This is a genomic window from Stutzerimonas stutzeri, from assembly GCF_018138085.1.
Classification (GTDB): Bacteria; Pseudomonadota; Gammaproteobacteria; order Pseudomonadales; family Pseudomonadaceae; genus Stutzerimonas; species Stutzerimonas stutzeri_AI.
Genome location: NZ_CP073105.1, coordinates 4438077 through 4454354, shown reverse-complemented (window position 1 = coordinate 4454354; position 16278 = coordinate 4438077). Strand labels below are relative to the sequence as shown.

18 protein-coding genes are annotated in these 16278 nt (G+C 62.3%); 8 read left to right on the top strand and 10 right to left on the bottom strand.

Annotated elements, in window-relative coordinates:
• Window positions 1-6: 6 nt before the first annotated feature.
• Entirely contained in the window at window positions 7-699 is a 693-nt protein-coding gene (locus KCX70_RS20405) for a YggS family pyridoxal phosphate-dependent enzyme (protein ID WP_212618639.1), read from the bottom strand.
• 66 nt (window positions 700-765) lie between these two features.
• On the opposite strand from KCX70_RS20405, the gene pilT reads away from it, so the two are divergent.
• Complete coding sequence (gene pilT / locus KCX70_RS20400) at window positions 766-1800, top strand: type IV pilus twitching motility protein PilT (RefSeq protein WP_021206033.1); 1035 nt, start codon at window positions 766-768, stop codon at window positions 1798-1800.
• Window positions 1801-1873: 73 nt separating this feature from the next.
• Complete coding sequence (locus tag KCX70_RS20395) at window positions 1874-3019, top strand: PilT/PilU family type 4a pilus ATPase (protein ID WP_021206032.1); 1146 nt, start codon at window positions 1874-1876, stop codon at window positions 3017-3019.
• Here the strand turns inward: KCX70_RS20395 and KCX70_RS20390 are convergent, their stop codons facing one another.
• Together KCX70_RS20390 and KCX70_RS20385 are read right to left on the bottom strand one after the other, a co-directional pair.
• On the bottom strand, window positions 3020-3850 hold the full coding sequence (locus KCX70_RS20390; protein WP_212618638.1) for a TIGR03915 family putative DNA repair protein: 831 nt from the start codon (window positions 3848-3850) through the stop codon (window positions 3020-3022).
• Complete coding sequence (locus KCX70_RS20385; protein WP_212618637.1) at window positions 3850-5061, bottom strand: putative DNA modification/repair radical SAM protein; 1212 nt, start codon at window positions 5059-5061, stop codon at window positions 3850-3852. Before KCX70_RS20385 ends, KCX70_RS20390 begins: the two co-directional genes overlap by 1 nt.
• Before the next feature lie 145 nt (window positions 5062-5206).
• On the opposite strand from KCX70_RS20385, the gene KCX70_RS20380 reads away from it, so the two are divergent.
• Entirely contained in the window at window positions 5207-5605 is a 399-nt protein-coding gene (locus KCX70_RS20380) for an NINE protein (RefSeq protein WP_021206029.1), read from the top strand.
• A gap of 35 nt (window positions 5606-5640) precedes the next feature.
• On the opposite strand, the gene KCX70_RS20375 is transcribed toward KCX70_RS20380, so the two are convergent.
• The 7 genes from KCX70_RS20375 to gshB all read right to left on the bottom strand — a co-directional run bounded on the left by KCX70_RS20375 (window position 5641) and on the right by gshB (window position 11593).
• Window positions 5641-6912, bottom strand: a complete 1272-nt coding sequence (locus tag KCX70_RS20375; protein WP_212618636.1) for a dihydroorotase — start codon at window positions 6910-6912, stop codon at window positions 5641-5643.
• Window positions 6912-7928: an aspartate carbamoyltransferase catalytic subunit gene (locus KCX70_RS20370; protein ID WP_212618635.1), complete on the bottom strand. Its 1017-nt coding sequence runs from the start codon at window positions 7926-7928 to the stop codon at window positions 6912-6914. Before KCX70_RS20370 ends, KCX70_RS20375 begins: the two co-directional genes overlap by 1 nt.
• A 10-nt stretch (window positions 7929-7938) precedes the next feature.
• Window positions 7939-8451, bottom strand: coding sequence for a bifunctional pyr operon transcriptional regulator/uracil phosphoribosyltransferase PyrR (pyrR, locus tag KCX70_RS20365; protein WP_212618634.1), 513 nt, complete (start codon window positions 8449-8451; stop codon window positions 7939-7941).
• 21 nt (window positions 8452-8472) lie between these two features.
• Complete coding sequence (gene ruvX, locus KCX70_RS20360; RefSeq protein ID WP_021206025.1) at window positions 8473-8901, bottom strand: Holliday junction resolvase RuvX; 429 nt, start codon at window positions 8899-8901, stop codon at window positions 8473-8475.
• A complete protein-coding gene (locus KCX70_RS20355; RefSeq protein ID WP_212618633.1) occupies window positions 8898-9467 on the bottom strand; it encodes a YqgE/AlgH family protein in 570 nt (189 codons plus the stop codon). The genes ruvX and KCX70_RS20355 overlap by 4 nt, the downstream gene beginning before the upstream one ends.
• Window positions 9468-9555: 88 nt before the next feature.
• Window positions 9556-10452: an energy transducer TonB gene (locus tag KCX70_RS20350; RefSeq protein ID WP_212618632.1), complete on the bottom strand. Its 897-nt coding sequence runs from the start codon at window positions 10450-10452 to the stop codon at window positions 9556-9558.
• A 178-nt stretch (window positions 10453-10630) separates the two neighbouring features.
• A complete protein-coding gene (gshB, locus tag KCX70_RS20345) occupies window positions 10631-11593 on the bottom strand; it encodes a glutathione synthase (protein ID WP_212618631.1) in 963 nt (320 codons plus the stop codon).
• A 236-nt stretch (window positions 11594-11829) separates the two neighbouring features.
• Between gshB and pilG the strand changes: the two genes are divergently transcribed.
• The 5 genes from pilG (at window position 11830) to KCX70_RS20320 (ending at window position 16276) form a co-directional block, all read left to right on the top strand.
• Window positions 11830-12237: a twitching motility response regulator PilG gene (gene pilG, locus KCX70_RS20340; RefSeq protein ID WP_019339789.1), complete on the top strand. Its 408-nt coding sequence runs from the start codon at window positions 11830-11832 to the stop codon at window positions 12235-12237.
• Between the two features lie 44 nt (window positions 12238-12281).
• Entirely contained in the window at window positions 12282-12647 is a 366-nt protein-coding gene (gene pilH, locus KCX70_RS20335; RefSeq protein ID WP_212618630.1) for a twitching motility response regulator PilH, read from the top strand.
• A gap of 37 nt (window positions 12648-12684) precedes the next feature.
• A complete protein-coding gene (locus KCX70_RS20330) occupies window positions 12685-13221 on the top strand; it encodes a chemotaxis protein CheW (RefSeq protein ID WP_021206020.1) in 537 nt (178 codons plus the stop codon).
• A 79-nt stretch (window positions 13222-13300) separates the two neighbouring features.
• The gene (locus tag KCX70_RS20325) at window positions 13301-15349 is read left to right on the top strand and encodes a methyl-accepting chemotaxis protein (protein WP_021206019.1); all 2049 of its coding nucleotides are present in this window, start codon (window positions 13301-13303) and stop codon (window positions 15347-15349) included.
• 57 nt (window positions 15350-15406) lie between these two features.
• Window positions 15407-16276 carry a protein-glutamate O-methyltransferase gene (locus tag KCX70_RS20320; RefSeq protein ID WP_212618629.1) on the top strand — a complete coding sequence of 290 codons (870 nt, stop codon included), beginning with the start codon at window positions 15407-15409 and terminating at the stop codon, window positions 16274-16276.
• Window positions 16277-16278 lie beyond the last annotated feature (2 nt).

Here is a 16278-nt window from a genome sequence, read left to right as displayed (position 1 = left end):
CTTTATTCATGCGGGTGGGCTGCCGTAGTCCCGGGCACCGAAGAGTGCCGTGCCGATTCGAACCCAGGTGGCGCCCTCGGCGATGGCAGCTTCCAGATCCTGGCTCATGCCCATGGAGAGCGTGTCCAGGTCCATTTGGAGTTCGGCTTGCAGGTGGCATAACCGGGCGAACGCTGCGCGTTGTTCGGTCGGATCGTCGGTCGGCTCGGGAATCGCCATCAGCCCACGCAGGCGCAGGCGGGGCAGTGCCGCGATGGCATGCGCCAGTTGCGGCACGTCCTGCGGCTCGCAGCCGGACTTGCTGGCTTCGCCGCTGACGTTGACCTGCAGGCAGATATTCAGCGGTGGCAGCGATTCGGGACGCTGATCGGAGAGGCGTTGCGCGATCTTCAGACGGTCCACCGAGTGGACCCAGTCGAAGTGCTCGGCGATCGCCTTGGTCTTGTTCGACTGGATCGGGCCGATGAAATGCCAGGTCAGTGGCAGGTCGGCCAGGTCGGCCTGCTTCTCCAGCGCTTCCTGCAGGTAGTTCTCACCGAAATCGTGCAGGCCAGCTTGGCAGGCCTGGCGGATGGCCGCGGCCGGTTGCGTCTTGCTCACGGCCAGCAGGTGCACCTCGTCGGGATTGCGCGCCGCAGCTTGCGCCGCCTCACGGATGCGCGCTGCGACCTTTGCAATATTGTTCGCTATCGTGGACATTACCTGCGCCTGCCACCTTAGGGTCTGCGCGGCATTCTACCTGCTTGCTTGTAATTGGGGAGTCCCATGGATATCACAGAGCTGCTGGCCTTCAGTGCCAAGCAGGGTGCGTCGGATTTGCACCTGTCTTCCGGCTTGCCGCCGATGATCCGCGTCGATGGCGACGTGCGTCGGATCAACCTCCCCGCGATGGACCACAAGCAGGTGCACGCGCTGATCTACGACATCATGAATGACAAGCAGCGCAAGGATTTCGAGGAATTTCTCGAGACCGACTTCTCCTTCGAGGTTCCTGGCGTGGCCCGCTTCCGGGTCAACGCGTTCAACCAGAACCGTGGCGCCGGCGCGGTCTTCCGGACCATTCCGTCCAAGGTGCTGACCATGGAGGACCTCGGCATGGGCGAAGTCTTCCGCAAGATCACCGACGTACCGCGCGGCCTGGTGCTGGTCACCGGCCCGACCGGTTCGGGCAAGTCCACCACCCTGGCGGCGATGCTCGACTACCTGAACAACACCAAGTACCACCATATCCTCACCATTGAGGACCCGATCGAATTCGTCCACGAATCGAAGAAGTGCCTGGTCAACCAGCGCGAAGTGCACCGTGACACCCTCGGCTTCTCCGAGGCGCTGCGTTCGGCGCTGCGGGAAGACCCGGACATCATCCTGGTGGGCGAAATGCGCGACCTGGAAACCATTCGCCTCGCGCTGACCGCCGCGGAAACCGGTCACCTGGTATTCGGCACCCTGCACACCACCTCGGCGGCCAAGACCATCGACCGCGTGGTCGACGTGTTTCCGGCGGAAGAAAAGTCCATGGTCCGTTCGATGCTGTCCGAGTCGCTGCAGGCGGTGATTTCCCAGACGCTGCTGAAGAAAGTCGGTGGCGGCCGGGTCGCGGCCCACGAAATCATGATCGGCACCCCGGCGATCCGTAACCTGATCCGCGAGGACAAGGTGGCGCAGATGTACTCCTCGATTCAGACCGGCGGATCGCTGGGCATGCAGACGCTCGACGCCTGTCTCAAGGGTCTACTGGCCAAGGGTCTGATTTCCCGCGACAGCGCCAAGGAAAAGGCCAAGCAGCCGGAAAACTTCTAACAAAATGGGGCTGGGCATTATCGCCCGGCTTTCGCTTCGTTGATGGCGGCCATACCCGCCTGCGAGAAAGACGATGGAATTCGAGAAACTGTTGCGTCTGATGGTCGAGAAAGGCGGCTCCGATCTGTTCATTACCGCTGGTGTGCCGCCTTCGATGAAGGTCAACGGCAAGATCATGCCGGTGAACAAGACGCCGATGTCGCCGGAGATGACCCGCGAAACCGTGCACTCGGTGATGAACGAGCAGCAACGCCGGGACTTCGCCGAGAACCACGAATGCAATTTCGCCATCAGCGCGCGCGGTATCGGCCGCTTCCGTGTCAGTGCCTTCTATCAGCGCAACCTTGCCGGCATGGTGCTGCGTCGTATCGAGACCAATATCCCGACGCTCGAAGATCTGAAGCTGCCCGACGTGCTGAAGAAACTGGCCATGACCAAGCGTGGCCTGGTGCTGTTCGTCGGTGCGACCGGCACCGGCAAGTCCACCTCCCTGGCGGCGATGATCGGCTACCGCAACAAGAACTCCAGCGGTCACATCATTTCCATCGAAGACCCCATCGAGTTCATTCACCAGCATCAAAGCTGCATCGTCACCCAGCGTGAGGTCGGCATCGACACCGACTCCTTCGACGTGGCGCTGAAGAACACCCTGCGCCAGGCGCCCGACGTCATCCTCATCGGCGAGGTGCGGACCCGCGAGACCATGGACTACGCCGTGGCCTTCGCCGAAACCGGCCACCTCTGCCTCGCGACCCTGCACGCCAACAACGCCAACCAGGCGCTGGACCGGATCATCAACTTCTTCCCGGCTGATCGTCAGCAGCAGGTCTGGATGGACCTGTCGCTTAACTTGAAAGCCATCGTCGCCCAGCAGCTGATCCCGACCCCGGATGGCAAGGGGCGCCGCGCGGTCATCGAAGTCCTGATCAACACGCCGCTGGCCGCCGACCTGATCCGCAAGGGCGAAGTGCACGAGCTCAAATCGCTGATGAAGCGCTCCACCGACCTCGGCATGCAGACCTTCGATCAGGCGCTGTACAACCTCTACGTGCAGGGTGAAATCACCTACGAAGACGCGCTGCTGCATGCAGACTCGTCCAACGACCTGCGCCTGATGATCAAGCTGGGCTCGGAAACCGATGGCGAGCATCTGACCTCCGTGTCCCAGGGCCTCACTCTGGAAGTCAGCGACGACGATCCGGGTCGCAGTTTCCGCTGATCAGCGCTTGCCGGGCTGGCCGATCCGCTTGCCCGGCTGGTTGGCGACGCGTTCGGCCTGGCCGTCACGCTGAGCCCCGGCTCTGGCGCGGCTCATCAGTTGCGGAATCAGCGGCCCTTCGGGCAGGTTTTTCCAGAAGCGCACCGGCAGATTGCTCTGCATCACCTCACGATTCAGCCGCGCAGGGTTGAAGGTGCTTTCGTAATAGGTCTTCCACAGTTCCGCCCCAGAGTCTTGTGCGGTCTGCGCCAGGTCCCGCCAGCTAAGCGGGCAAGGCTTGGTATAGTGCATTACCTGCCCGTCCCACAGCACTGCGTCATCGGGCGTCGCGATCAACCATGAATGCAGTCCCATCCGTTCGGCGAAATGCGGCGCCGCGCTGATCAGGATGTCGTGCGCCGGCTCGAACCAGGCCACGTATTCCGGGGCGCTGTCGCAGTTCGTTGGGCTGAAGCGCAGGAAGGCATGCATATGATGAGCTTCGCGGTGTACCGTCTTGATCCTCGCATGCAGCTCGCTGCCATCGGCGTCACCGACCAGCCGGGCCGTCTGATCGCCCCGGGCGACCCGCCAGAGAATCCGATACAGCAGGCTCCAGCGGTCTCTTGCGCGAAAGCGCGCCGCGCTCTCCAGTTCGACGATCAGTTGCCGCGGAATGCGTATTCGCGGCATCGGCTCGGTCGGCTCGGCAGCGTCAGGCTCGTCGAACAGGCCACCGCTATCGCTGCTGCCGACCCACTCCAGCTGATGAGGGGCAACCTGGCGGCGAAGCAGGTCACGCGCGATCTCGCGCCAGCCATCGAAACTGCCGTCGAAACGTATCTGCTGCATCACCACAACCCCATCTGCACGGGGCCTTCGCTGAGTTGCTGGCGCAGGGCGGCGGACTCCCGGAGGGCCTGGCTCGGCCGGTAATCGTGGGTGACGATGAAGGGCTTGGCCTTTTCCAGCGAGCAGCGAAGGCGCGTCAGATCCTCGAAGCGGATGCGTTTCTGCCGGCGCAGCGCCACCAGACGCTGGGCGCTAAGGATTCCGATCCCGGGGACGCGCGCGATCAACGCCGGTTCGGCGCGATTCAGGTCCACCGGGAACTGCTCGCGGTTGGACAGCGCCCAGGCGAGCTTGGGGTCTATGTCCAGCGGCAGGTTTCCCGGCCCGGTAAGCAGCTCGCCGGCGGTGAAGCCATAGCCGCGCATGAGGAAGTCGGCCTGGTACAGCCGGTGCTCGCGCAGCAGCGGCGGTGCTTCGAAGGGGACCGTCTTGGGACTGTGCGGGATGGGACTGAATGCCGAGTAATAGACGCGGCGCAGACGGAAGTCGCCATACAGTGACTGGGCGGTGCGGAGTATGGTGCTGTCGTCGGTGGCATCGGCGCCAACGATCATCTGTGTGCTTTGCCCGGCTGGAGCGAAGCGCGGCGCACGCTTCTCGGCCTGGGCTTCGGTCTCGCCCTGATGAATCGAGTGCATGGCCTGCTTGATGGTCACGACCTGCTTCTCCGGCGCGAGGCGGAGCAGGCTGGACTCGGTCGGCAGTTCGATATTGACGCTGAGGCGGTCGGCATAGCGGCCGGCCTCGGCGATCAGCAGCGGGTCGGCGTCCGGAATAGTCTTCAGATGAATGTAGCCGCGGAACTCGTGTTCTTCGCGGAGCAGCTTGGCCACTCGATTGAGCTGTTCCATGGTGTAGTCGGCCGAGCGAATGATGCCGGAACTGAGAAAAAGCCCGCTGATGCAATTGCGGCGGTAGAAATCGAGCGTCAGCGTCACCACCTCTTCGGGGGTGAAGCGCGCACGTGGCACATCGCTGGAGCGCCGATTGACGCAATACTGGCAGTCGTAGAGGCAAAAGTTGGTCAGCAATACCTTCAGCAGCGCCACGCAACGACCATCTGGCGTGAAGCTGTGGCAGATCCCCATGCCATCGGTCGCCCCCAATCCGCTCTTGCCTTTCGAGCTGCGTTTGGGCGCGCCGCTGCTGGCGCATGACACGTCGTACTTGGCGGCGTCGGCAAGGACGCTGAGCTTCTCGATCAACTGCATGGCGATTACCGTAACACTGTTTGCATATACAGTATCACGGCGCGCCAGCGAACCAATGCCCGCTCGGCAGAAGCGCCAGCGCTTGCCAATCGGATAAGCTCGGCAGCGACACCCAATCAGACTCAGTCAGAACAGTGAGGCTCAGATGCGGCAGAACACCCACAGCACCTTCATCGGCTATCTCCTGTGGATTTTCGGATTCCTCGGTTCCCACCGCTTTTACTACGGCAAGCCGATCACCGGCACCCTCTGGTTCTTCACGTTCGGCTTGTTCTTCGTCGGCTGGATCATCGACCTTTTTCTGATTCCGTCGATGGACCGGGAGGCCGACCTGCGCTTTCAGCCCGGCCCGATCGACTACACCGTCGCCTGGATCCTGCTGACCTTTCTCGGCGTGTTCGGCGTGCACCGGATGTACCAGGGCAAATGGATTACCGGCCTGATCTACCTGTGCACCGGCGGGCTGTTCTTCGTCGGCGTGCTCTATGATTTCTGGACGCTGAACAGCCAGATATCGATGCGCAACATGGAAAAGCGCTGGTAACGGTCCGGTTTGCGCCGGACCGCTTAGCGCCGTTCTCAGCCCTGGAAGGCTACTCGGCCATCGACGATGGTATAGCGCACCGCTCCAGGCAGGCAGTGGCCTATGAAGGGGCAGTTACGCCCCCTGGAGCGCCAGACTTCGCCGGCCAGCGTCGAGCCGTGCGGATCGAACAGGACCAGGTCCGCGGCCGTGCCGACTGCCAACTGGCCGGCCGGCAGTTGCAGTGCCGTGGCCGGACCGCTGCTCAGACGAGCCAGCAAGGTCGGCAGATCGAGTAAGCCGTCGTCCACCAGCGTGAGGGCCAGCGGGAGCAGGATTTCCGCGCTGCTGATACCTGGCTCGGTCTCGCCGAACGGCGCCTGTTTGGCATCCGCCTCATGGGGCTGGTGGTGGCTGGAAATGGCCGAGATAACACCGGTTCTGACCGCCTCTCGCAGGCCTTCGCGGTCGGCTGCGCTGCGCAGCGGCGGCTGCACATGATAAAGACTGGAGAAGCCATGCAAGGCTTCATCGGTCAGGATCAGCTGATACATCGCCACGTCGGCCGTGACCGGTAGCCCGCGGGCCTGGGCGTCGGCGATCATCCGAGCGCCGCGCGCGGTGGTGAGTTGGCTGAAGTGCGCGCGCACGCCAGTTTGCTCGACCAGCAGCAGGTTGCGCGCCAAGGCGACGGTTTCGGCCGTCTCTGGAATTCCCGCCAGGCCGAGAAACGCTGCCGCAGGCCCTTCGTGAGCCAGTCCGCCAGCGGCCAGATCGGCGTCCTGGGAGTGGATGACCACCGTCAGATCGAAGGTCGCGGCATATTCCAGTGCCCGGCTCAGGTTCCGATGATTGGTGAACTCGGTCAGGCCGTTGCCGAAGGCGACGCAGCCGGCATCGCGCAACGCCACCAGCTCGGCGAGCTGCTCGCCCGCCAGGTTGCGCGTCAGGGCGCCGATCGGAAACACCTTGGCATGCCCGGATTCGCGGGCGCGGTCGAGGATCAGTTCGGCGACTGCCGCGGTGTCCAGCACCGGCTTGGTGGCGGGCGGGCAGCACAGGCTGGTGATGCCGCCAGCGGTGGCGGCTAGCGTCTCGCTGGCGATGTTGCCCTTGCGGCTATAGCCCGGTTCGCGCAGCGCGACGGACAGATCGACCAGGCCCGGTGCCGCTACCAACCCTTGTGCGTTGAGCGTGTGCGCCGCTGCGAAGCCGGCAGGGGGTTGCCCAATGCCCACGACCTTGCCGTCCTGGCAGTAGATATTGGTGACCTCGTCACGGCCGCTGGCGGGGTCGATCAGGCGGGCGTCGAGAATTTCGGTTGGCATCAGTTCTGCTCCTCGAGCGCCTGTTCATTGTCGACTTGCCGTTGGGCTGTTTGCCCGCTCATGGCCATGGACAGCACCGCCATGCGCACCGCGATGCCATAGGTGACCTGATTGAGAATGACCGACTGGCTGCCGTCCGCCACGGCGGACTCGATTTCGACGCCGCGGTTGATCGGCCCCGGATGCATGACGATGGCGTCCGGTTTGGCCAGCGCCATGCGCTGCGTGGTCAGGCCGTAGAGGCGATAGAACTCGCCTTCGCTGGGCAGCAGTCCGCCCTGCATACGCTCGCGCTGCAGGCGCAACATGATCACCACGTCGACATCGCGCAGGCCCTCGTTCATGTCGTGATAGACATTCACGCCGTATTGTTCCAACCCTATCGGTAGCAGGGTTTTCGGGCCGATGACGCGGATGTCCGGGCAGCCGAGGGTGCGCAGGGCGAGCATATTGGAGCGAGCCACCCGCGAATGCAGGATGTCGCCGACAATCGCGACCGATAGCTTCTCGAAGTCACCCTTGTGGCGGCGAATGGTGAGCATGTCGAGCATGCCTTGGGTCGGATGCGCGTGGCGCCCATCCCCGCCGTTGATCACAGCCACATCGGGGCAGACCTGCTCGGCGATGAAATGCGCGGCACCGGAATCGGCATGGCGAACGACGAACATGTCGGCGGCCATGGCTTCAAGGTTGCGCAGCGTGTCGGTCAGGGTTTCGCCCTTGCTGGTCGACGAGGTCGAGACATTCAGCGTGATCACGTCCGCCGAAAGCCGCTTGGCGGCCAGCTCGAAGGTCGTGCGGGTGCGCGTCGAGTTCTCGAAGAAGACGTTGCACACCGTCTTGCCGCGCAGCAAAGGGACCTTCTTGACCGCCCTGGCGCCTACTTCGAGAAAAGAGTCGGCGGTATCGAGAATTTCGGTAAGCAGTGCGCGCGGGAGGCCATCCAGGGACAGGAAATGGCGCAGCTGACCGTGGTCGTTCAGCTGGAGCGGGCGCTTGGCGTCGGTGGGCGTCATCGCAGGGGTCTCAATTGGCGGAAGCGAAAGTCTGGTACTCGAGGGCGAGCGGTGCGGGGCCAAGCAGCTTGACGCGCTGGTCGGGCGGCAGCGATAGCGTGGCGCCGACCACGTCCGGACGAATTGGCAGCTCGCGGGCGTTGAGGTCCAGCAGGCAGACCAGGCTGACACTGGCGGGGCGGCCATAATCGAACAGCTCGTTGAGTGCGGCACGAACAGTGCGTCCACTCATCAATACGTCATCGATCAGCACCAGGTGCTGGCCGTCGATCTCGAAGGGCAGCGCCGAGGGACGGACCTGCGGATGCAGCCCGTTCTGGGTGAAGTCGTCGCGATAAAACGATACATCCAGCACACCGAGGGCTTCCTGCCGCCCACGCAAATCCAGCAGTGCCTGAGCGACCCAGACGCCGCCGGTGTGGATTCCGATGAAGCGGGGTTCCGAGATGCCGTGGCTGCTCAGGTGCTGATCAAGCGCGGCCGCCATTTCGGGCAGCAGCAGATCGGGGTTGGGCAGGGTCATCGTTTCTCTCCTTGAAGCGCGTCAGGCGCGCGGTTGTGCGGTCAACCAGCCTTCGAGCAACAGTGCCGCGGCGAGGGCATCGACTGGCCGCTCGCGGTAGCCACCCTGCTGTCCGCCACGCAGGCGCTCGCCTTTGGCTTCGTAAGTGGTCAAACGCTCGTCGTGGGTGAACACCGGCAGGTTGAAACGGCCATTGAGCCGGCGCGCGAATTTCTCCGCGCGGGCGCTCATCTCGCTGGCGCTGCCATCCATGTTAAGCGGCAGGCCGACCACCAGCGCGTCAGGTTGCCATTCGCGCAGCAGGGCCTCGATCCGCGACCAGTCGGGCACACCGTTCTGCGCCTTGAGTACGCAGAGTTCGCGGGCCTGGCCGGTGATGGCCTGACCGACCGCGACGCCGATCTGCTTGGTGCCATAGTCGAATCCGAGCAATAGACGCAGGGCGCTCATGCGTGACCGACCTGGCTGGTCAGCAGGTCGAGGTCCACGCCCAGCGACGCGGCTGCGGCCGTCAGGCGCTGCTCCGGAGGCAGGTCGAACAGGATGTGCGGTTGCGCCGGGCAGCTCAGCCAGACGTTGTCGACCAGCTCCGCCTCCAGCTGGCCGGGCTGCCAGCCCGCGTAGCCGAGCGCGATGAAATAGTGCGTCGGCCCGACGCCGTCGGCGATGGCGAACAGCACGTCCTGTGAGGTGGTCACGCCAAGTTCGCCGAGACCGAGCGTCGCCTGAAACTGCGCGTCGGCCGGGTGCAGGACGAAGCCTCGGTCCGTTTGAACCGGGCCGCCGGAAAAGACAACGACCTGATGGTTCGCCAGGCCGACGGGCTCGTCCGGTCGCAACTGTTCGAGTATGTCCGCCAGATTCAGCCCGCTCGGGCGGTTGACGACCAGCCCCATCGCCCCCTCCCGGTTATGCTCGATCAGGTAGATCAGCGTCTGGGCAAAGTTCGGGTCCGCCATGTGCGGCATGGCCATCAGGAAGTGGTGCTTGAGGTAGCTGGGCGAGGTTGCGTTCATGGTTGCTAGCTTAAGCCTTGCAGGCGGGGGCGTGAAGCCGCCTGCGCTGGCTTGCCGCGTAAGAGCTGCGGTTGGGCGGATGGCCCGATCAGCGGCTCGACAGCCGGTCGCCCCGCTCGAAGCGCCAGGTTCTGATGATTTCGACCTGATCGAACTTCTGCGCCAGCTCGCCGGAAAAGGGGGCGAAGGGCGCGGCGAGCCGGACGATGCGCATGGCCGCCTCGTCGAGCACGGCTTGCCCGGAAGACTCCAACACGCGGAGTTCCTGGACCGCGCCGTTGCGATCGACGATCACCAGCATGCGCAGGCTGCCGTAGATGCGTTGACGGCGTGCTTCGTCGGGGTAGTTGAGATTGCCGATGCGTTCGACCTTCTTGCGCCATTCATCGCGATACCAGGCGCTGATGTCGCGCATCGTCGCCGCGCTGTTCTGGCGACTGACGCGCGGCCTTTTGGCGTACTGCTCGACCTGCTGGGCCAGTTCGGCCTCGAGACTGGCAATTTCCGAGCTGAGCTGCGAGCTGTCATATACCGGGGCTGGCGGCGCCTGCGGTTTCGGTTTGTTGTCCGCAGCCTTTGCCGGCGCTTTTTCCGGCTGAGGTGCACGAGTGGCAACCATGGTCTTCGGCGACTCGTTGCGGCGGCTCGGAGGCGGGGCGGAAGCAGGTGTGACCTTGCGTACCTGGGTGTCCTGGAAAGGCGCTTGCTCGGTGGTTTTCGGCGATGCCTTGTGTTCCAGCGTGCCGCTGCCTTGCTGGTTGTCCTGCGCGAGGAAATCGGCTTCCTTCGGCTTGTCTTCGCTCTTGAAGGTGGACAAGGTGATTTCCAGCGTCTTGCTGGTCTGCTTGGGCGCGGACAGGCTGAAGCCGAGCCCCAGAATCAACGCCGCATGCAACACGGCGGCGAGAAATAGCGTAAAGCCGAGACGATCCGCCGGACGGACATCGGAATGGGCAGGAATGGGTCGGCGAGTTGCGGCGTTCATCGCATATCAGTCGGCTCGAAGTGCGCGCAGTCTGCCCAGCGTGACTGCAAAAGTCTATGAACCAGGCGGCAGCTTTGATGAGCGGATAAAAGAGACGGCGGCGCGGTACGTCGGCCGCAAGGCTGCATCTATCCAGCAGCGACTGCGGCCGAGCCGAGCGATCATCGGCACGCGGCTGCTAAGCGCCTGAACGGCTGGTCAGCTTATCGGCAATGGCGTCCATCAGGCGCTCGCCGATCCGGGTGTCGAATGCATTGTCGATTTCCCGAATGCAGGTCGGGCTGGTGATGTTGATTTCGGTCAGGAAGTCGCCGATCACGTCCAGCCCGACGAACAGCAGCCCACGCTTGCGCAGCTCCGGTCCGACGATAGCGGCGATTTCCTGGTCGCGGTCGGAAAGCGGTTGCGCGACGCCGCGTCCCCCGGCGGCCAGATTGCCACGGGTTTCCCCCGCTGCAGGAATACGTGCCAGGCAATAGGGTACCGGCTCGCCATCGATCATCAGGATGCGTTTGTCGCCGTCCTTGATGGCCGGAATGTAGCGCTGCGCCATGATCTGACGGCTGCCATGTTCGGTCAGCACCTCCAGAATCACCGAGAGGTTCGGATCACCTTCGCGGTGACGGAATATCGAGGCACCGCCCATCTCATCCAATGGTTTGAGAATGATGTCACGCTGTTCGCGAGCGAACTCCCGCAGAATGTCGGACCGTCGGCTGACAAGCGTTGGTGGCGTGCATTGCGGGAATTGCGTTGCAAAGAACTTTTCATTGCAATCGCGCAGGCTCTGCGGGCGATTGACGACCAGCGTACCGGCCTGTTCGGCAAGTTCCAGCAGGTAGGTGGCGTAGACGTACTCGCTGTTAAACGGCGGATCCTTGCGCATCAGGATGACGTCGAGCTCGGCCAGCGGCTTGTCGGTTTCTTCCCCTGTCTCGTACCAATGTTCGGGGTCGTTGAAGACGGTGAGCGGGCGCATGCGGGCACGCGCCTCGCCACCGAGCTGGTAAAGGTCGCGCTGCTCCATATAGTAGATCGTCCAGTCGCGGGCTTGGGCTGCCAGCAACATGGCCAGCGAGCTGTCCTTCTTGAAGGCGATCTGCGCGATTGGGTCCATGATGATCCCGACGCGAACGGTCATGTGATGATCTCCAACGAACGGCAGAACGGAGCTGCCGGGGCCTTGAAATGTCGACGCAGATTGGCGGCGGTTGTGCGTTGGGTCAAGGAAAATCCCGCTGCTCCGGCGGCAGATGGCTTGCTTTTGAGGAGTGTGCTAAAAAGGTCCGGCGATTGGGTGCAGCCCATCGATGGCAGGGCCTCTGGCGCACTGACATAACGATAAACTACGACTCACCGAGGCGATGGTAGGGCGAAATGGAACAGCACTCCGAGGGCTTGAAGGTCATGGTGATCGACGATTCGAAAACGATTCGTCGCACCGCCGAAACGCTACTGAAAAAAGTAGGTTGTGATGTGATCACGGCGGTGGATGGCTTCGATGCGCTCGCCAAGATTGCCGATAGTCACCCGCGCATCATTTTCGTCGATATCATGATGCCCCGGCTGGATGGTTATCAGACCTGCGCGTTGATCAAGAACAACAGCTCGTTCAAATCCACTCCGGTCATCATGCTGTCTTCCAAGGATGGCCTGTTCGACAAGGCCAAGGGGCGTATCGTGGGGTCCGATCAATACCTCACCAAGCCTTTCAGCAAAGAAGAGTTGCTCGGTGCCATCAAGGCCCACGTGCCTGATTTCGCACCGGTAGAGCAAGTATCCTGAAGTTCGGCCCTGTGTGCCGCTGAAGCCTTTCCCACGGAGAAACCATGGCTCGCGTTCTGATTGTTGATGACTCGCCGACCGAGATGTACAAGCTGACAGCCATGCTCGAAAAGCATGGTCATGTCGTTCTGAAAGCCGAAAACGGTGCCGACGGTGTAGCGCTGGCTCGCCAGGAAAAACCGGACGCCGTATTGATGGATATCGTCATGCCGGGCCTGAATGGCTTTCAGGCCACTCGCCAGCTGACCAAAGATGCTGAAACCAGTCACATTCCGGTGATCATTGTGACGACCAAGGACCAGGAAACCGATAAGGTCTGGGGCAAGCGCCAGGGCGCGAAGGATTACCTGACCAAGCCGGTCGATGAAGCGACACTGCTGAAGACTCTGAACGCCGTGCTTGGCGGCTAATAGGCGGTTTCGTAATTCGGACAAGGGATGTTGCGACATGTCGGATTCGCCTACGCCGTTTCAGCGACTCCTGGAGATCGATAGCCGCTGCCGAGCGTTGGCTGCCGGGCTACCTTCACAACAGGAGGCCGTCCAGACGTGGGCGGGGATCGGTTTTCGAATGGGGGGGCGATTGTTTGTCGCTCCGATGGGGGAGGTCGGCGAAATACTTCATGAGCCGCGCTACACCTTGCTGCCCGGCGTGAAAACCTGGGTCAAGGGTGTTGCCAACGTTCGTGGCAGGTTGTTGCCGGTCATGGATCTGTGCGGCTATTTCGGTCTCGAACTGTCTCCGCTGCGTAAACAGCGGCGGGTGCTGGTCGTCGATCACCAGGATGTGTTCGCCGGTTTGACGGTCGACGAAGTCTTCGGCATGCAGCACTTCCCGGTGGATACGTTCTCCGAGCAGCTGCCGCCGGTCGAGGCGTCGATTCAACCCTTCATTCATGGAGTCTTCCAGCGCGAGCAACCCTGGCTGGTGTTCAGTCCTCATGCGCTGGCCGCGCATCAGACCTTTCTGGACGTGGCGTATTGATTTAGGTGGGGTCGGCTGATGCCGGCCTTTTGGTTCTTGGAAGGAAACGTACGGGTGGTCCAGGCGGGGGCCGGAAAAAATGAAAAAAATGAACGCGAATGCACTGCTGGCTGGGGTACGTAGCAATACGTTGATCGCCGGGCTGTTTATCCTTCTGATCGTGTCGATGGTGTTGCTGTTCGTGAACTTCGCGTACATCAATACTCAAGCCGACTATGACAACGAATACATCGGACACGCAGGCGAGCTGCGAGTTCTGTCTCAGCGCATCGCAAAGAACGCCGTAGAGGCGGCCGCCGGTACCGCGGAAGCGTTCGACTCGCTGAAAGAGGCACGCAACGACTTCAGCGAGCGTTGGGGTTACCTCTCCGAAGGTGATGAGCGCATCGGTTTGCCAGCGGTTCCTCAGTCGCTACAGGCCGAAGTCGCCGCGGTGCAGCAAGACTGGGACACCTTGCGTCAGAACACCGACGCGATTCTTGCCAGTAAGCAAACGGTACTGTCGCTGCATCAGGTCGCGGCAACCCTGGCCGAAACCATTCCTCAGCTGCAGGTCGAGTACGAGGAAGTAGTGGACATTCTGCTGGAAAGCGGTGCACCAGCCGCTCAGGTGTCCGTGGCGCAGCGGCAGTCGCTTCTGGCGGAGCGGATTCTGGGCTCTGTGAACAAGGTGCTTTCCGGTGACCAGGACTCCGTGCAGGCTGCCGACATGTTCGGGCGTGATGCGAGTTTGTTCGGTCGTGTGCTCAGCGCGATGCTCGAGGGCAACGAAGCCATGGGCATCAGCCGGGTAAACGACGCCGAAGCGCTGGATCGTCTGGCTGCGATTTCCGAGCTGTTCCAGTTCGTATCCGGCTCGGTGGACGAGATTCTTGAAACCTCACCGGAACTGTTCCAGGTGCGCGAGTCGTCGAACAGCATTTTCGAGGTCTCGCAGACCCTGCTGGACAAGACATCGGCGCTGACTCAGGGCCTTCAGAGCCGTGCGGACGCTCGATACGTCAACGCGCTGGCCGGTTATGTGCTCGGTGCGCTGGCGCTGGCCTCGATCCTGTTGATCGGCCTGGTCATGGTTCAGGAAACCCGCCGTCGGTTGAGCGAGACGGCCGAAAAGAACGAGCGTAACCAGACGGCGATTCTACGACTGCTCGACGAAATCGGCGACCTGGCGGACGGTGACCTGACGGTGGCGGCAACCGTGACCGAAGACTTCACGGGTGCCATCGCCGACTCGATCAACTACTCCATCGACCAGCTGCGTGATCTGGTCGAAACGATCAACCAGACGGCCGTACAGGTGTCCGGTGCTGCGCAGGAAACCCAGGCGACCGCCATGCACCTGGCCGAGGCTTCCGAACACCAGGCCCAGGAAATCGCCGGGGCGTCTGCGGCGATCAACGAGATGGCCGTTTCGATTGACCAGGTATCGGCCAACGCCGCCGAATCCTCCGCGGTAGCCGAGCGCTCGGTAGCAATCGCCAACAAGGGCAACGAAGTGGTGCACAACACCATCACCGGCATGGATAACATCCGTGAACAGATCCAGGACACCTCCAAGCGCATCAAGCGTCTGGGTGAATCGTCCCAGGAGATCGGTGACATCGTCAGCCTGATCAATGACATTGCCGATCAGACCAACATCCTCGCGTTGAACGCGGCCATTCAGGCCTCTATGGCCGGCGATGCGGGCCGAGGCTTCGCCGTGGTTGCGGACGAGGTGCAGCGGCTTGCGGAACGCTCGTCTGCGGCGACCAAGCAGATCGAGGCGCTGGTCAAGACGATTCAGACGGATACCAATGAAGCGGTAATCTCGATGGAGCAGACGACCTCCGAAGTGGTACGTGGGGCGCGTCTGGCTCAGGACGCCGGTGTCGCGCTGGAAGAGATCGAGAAGGTATCCAAGAGCCTGGCGGCACTCATCCAGAACATTTCCAACGCCGCGCGGCAGCAGGCTTCGTCGGCCGGCCATATCTCCAATACCATGAACGTCATTCAGGAAATCACGTCGCAGACATCGTCAGGCACCACCGCCACTGCGAAGAGCATTGGTAACCTCGCGAAGATGGCCAATGAAATGCGTCACTCGGTATCCGGCTTCACGTTGCCGACGACGCAGGACCAGGCCTGATGAGAGCACGGCAGCCAGCCATGGCTGCCGTAGACGTTCACGAGTAAGGGGCAGGGCATGCAGCCAAGTGTTGACTGGTCATTGAGACCCTTGGCCGATATGTCGTCAGCCGAATTTAACGACTGGCAGGCCTTGCTCGAAGAGCGCTCGGGCCTCGTGGTTACCGAGCAGCGTCGAACGTTCCTCCAGGCGAACCTGAGCAGTCGCATGCGCGAAATCGGAGTGACTGACTATGCCAGCTACTATCGCCAGGTGACCGACGGTCCCCGGGGCGCGGTGGAATGGTCGACCCTGATGGATCGCCTGACAGTTCAGGAAACGCGCTTCTTTCGCCACCCACCGTCGTTCGCGCTGCTTAGTGACTATATGCGGCAGCGCCACGAGTCGCGTGATCACGCGGAGCGGCCCTGGTCGTTATGGAGCGTGGGATGTGCCAGCGGCGAGGAAACCTACTCGCTCGCGATCTGCGCCGCCGAGGCGCTGGACCATGGGCAAGCCGAGGCGACGTTTGGTGTGATCGGTACCGACATCAGCCTCAGCGCCTTGGCGCGTTCGCGCGAGGGCTTGTACAGCCAGCGGCGCCTCGAACAGGTGGTTCCCGACCTGCGCAATCGATATTTCCAGCAGTGTGCGGACGACCGATTCCAGGTAATACCGAGTCTGGCGTCCCGTGTTTGCTTTGCCAGGCTTAATGTCCTGGAGCTGGCTGGCGCGCCAATGTCCGATATGGACGTCATTTTTTGTCAGAACCTGTTGATCTACTTCCGTCGCTGGCGCCGCCGCGAAATCCTCAATCGCCTGGTCGAACGCCTGGTGCCGGGGGGCTTGTTGGTAATCGGCGCAGGTGAAGTGGTCGGCTGGCAGCACCCGGAGCTGACGCCCGTGGCTGATAGTCAGGTTCTGGCCTTTATCCGGAAAAGTTTATGAGC

Coding starts and splice junctions, on each gene's coding strand:
- pyrR (WP_212618634.1), bottom strand. CDS start 8,451: ATGACCCTGCCCAACCCCGATCTGCTGCTGCCCGAAATGGCGGCCGCG.
- KCX70_RS20385 (WP_212618637.1), bottom strand. CDS start 5,061: ATGCAGTTGATCGAGAAGCTCAGCGTCCTTGCCGACGCCGCCAAGTAC.
- KCX70_RS20405 (WP_212618639.1), bottom strand. CDS start 699: ATGTCCACGATAGCGAACAATATTGCAAAGGTCGCAGCGCGCATCCGT.
- KCX70_RS20395 (WP_021206032.1), top strand. CDS start 1,874: ATGGAATTCGAGAAACTGTTGCGTCTGATGGTCGAGAAAGGCGGCTCC.
- KCX70_RS20350 (WP_212618632.1), bottom strand. CDS start 10,452: ATGAACGCCGCAACTCGCCGACCCATTCCTGCCCATTCCGATGTCCGT.
- pilT (WP_021206033.1), top strand. CDS start 766: ATGGATATCACAGAGCTGCTGGCCTTCAGTGCCAAGCAGGGTGCGTCG.
- KCX70_RS20370 (WP_212618635.1), bottom strand. CDS start 7,928: ATGACGCCCACCGACGCCAAGCGCCCGCTCCAGCTGAACGACCACGGT.
- KCX70_RS20320 (WP_212618629.1), top strand. CDS start 15,407: ATGCAGCCAAGTGTTGACTGGTCATTGAGACCCTTGGCCGATATGTCG.
- KCX70_RS20380 (WP_021206029.1), top strand. CDS start 5,207: ATGCGGCAGAACACCCACAGCACCTTCATCGGCTATCTCCTGTGGATT.
- ruvX (WP_021206025.1), bottom strand. CDS start 8,901: ATGAGCGCCCTGCGTCTATTGCTCGGATTCGACTATGGCACCAAGCAG.
- KCX70_RS20330 (WP_021206020.1), top strand. CDS start 12,685: ATGTCGGATTCGCCTACGCCGTTTCAGCGACTCCTGGAGATCGATAGC.
- gshB (WP_212618631.1), bottom strand. CDS start 11,593: ATGACCGTTCGCGTCGGGATCATCATGGACCCAATCGCGCAGATCGCC.
- pilG (WP_019339789.1), top strand. CDS start 11,830: ATGGAACAGCACTCCGAGGGCTTGAAGGTCATGGTGATCGACGATTCG.
- KCX70_RS20355 (WP_212618633.1), bottom strand. CDS start 9,467: ATGAACGCAACCTCGCCCAGCTACCTCAAGCACCACTTCCTGATGGCC.
- KCX70_RS20325 (WP_021206019.1), top strand. CDS start 13,301: ATGAAAAAAATGAACGCGAATGCACTGCTGGCTGGGGTACGTAGCAAT.
- KCX70_RS20375 (WP_212618636.1), bottom strand. CDS start 6,912: ATGCCAACCGAAATTCTCGACGCCCGCCTGATCGACCCCGCCAGCGGC.
- pilH (WP_212618630.1), top strand. CDS start 12,282: ATGGCTCGCGTTCTGATTGTTGATGACTCGCCGACCGAGATGTACAAG.
- KCX70_RS20390 (WP_212618638.1), bottom strand. CDS start 3,850: ATGCAGCAGATACGTTTCGACGGCAGTTTCGATGGCTGGCGCGAGATC.